The sequence below is a fragment of the Shigella sp. FC1967 genome, from assembly GCF_001743005.1.
Classification (GTDB): domain Bacteria; phylum Pseudomonadota; class Gammaproteobacteria; order Enterobacterales; family Enterobacteriaceae; genus Proteus.
Map to the genome: position 1 here is coordinate 1 of NZ_MIIZ01000135.1, position 285 is coordinate 285.

General features: G+C 29.5%; 1 pseudogene. It reads right to left on the bottom strand.

Annotated elements, in window-relative coordinates:
• Positions 1–210, bottom strand: a pseudogene (locus BHE89_RS24645) (hypothetical protein); the annotation flags it as partial.
• Between the last annotated feature and the right edge of the window lie 75 nt (positions 211–285).

Sequence of the window (285 nt, forward strand, 5' to 3'; positions counted from 1 at the left end):
AATTTCTTTAAATACAACACTCACACCGACTCTTATTGTTCTATTATCAGGTTGAAGCTTAGTTAAAAATTTACTTGAGATAAACTCTAATTTACTCATCTTATACATTATACGCCTGATCTTATCATCAGCACTGAGTACTGATGGCCAGTGTGATAAAAAGAATGTGATCATTTTTTGATTTTCAATTTCTTTAAATACAACACTCACACCGACTCTTATTGTTCTATTATCAGGTTGAAGCTTAGTTAAAAATTTACTTGAGATAAACTCTAATTTACTCAT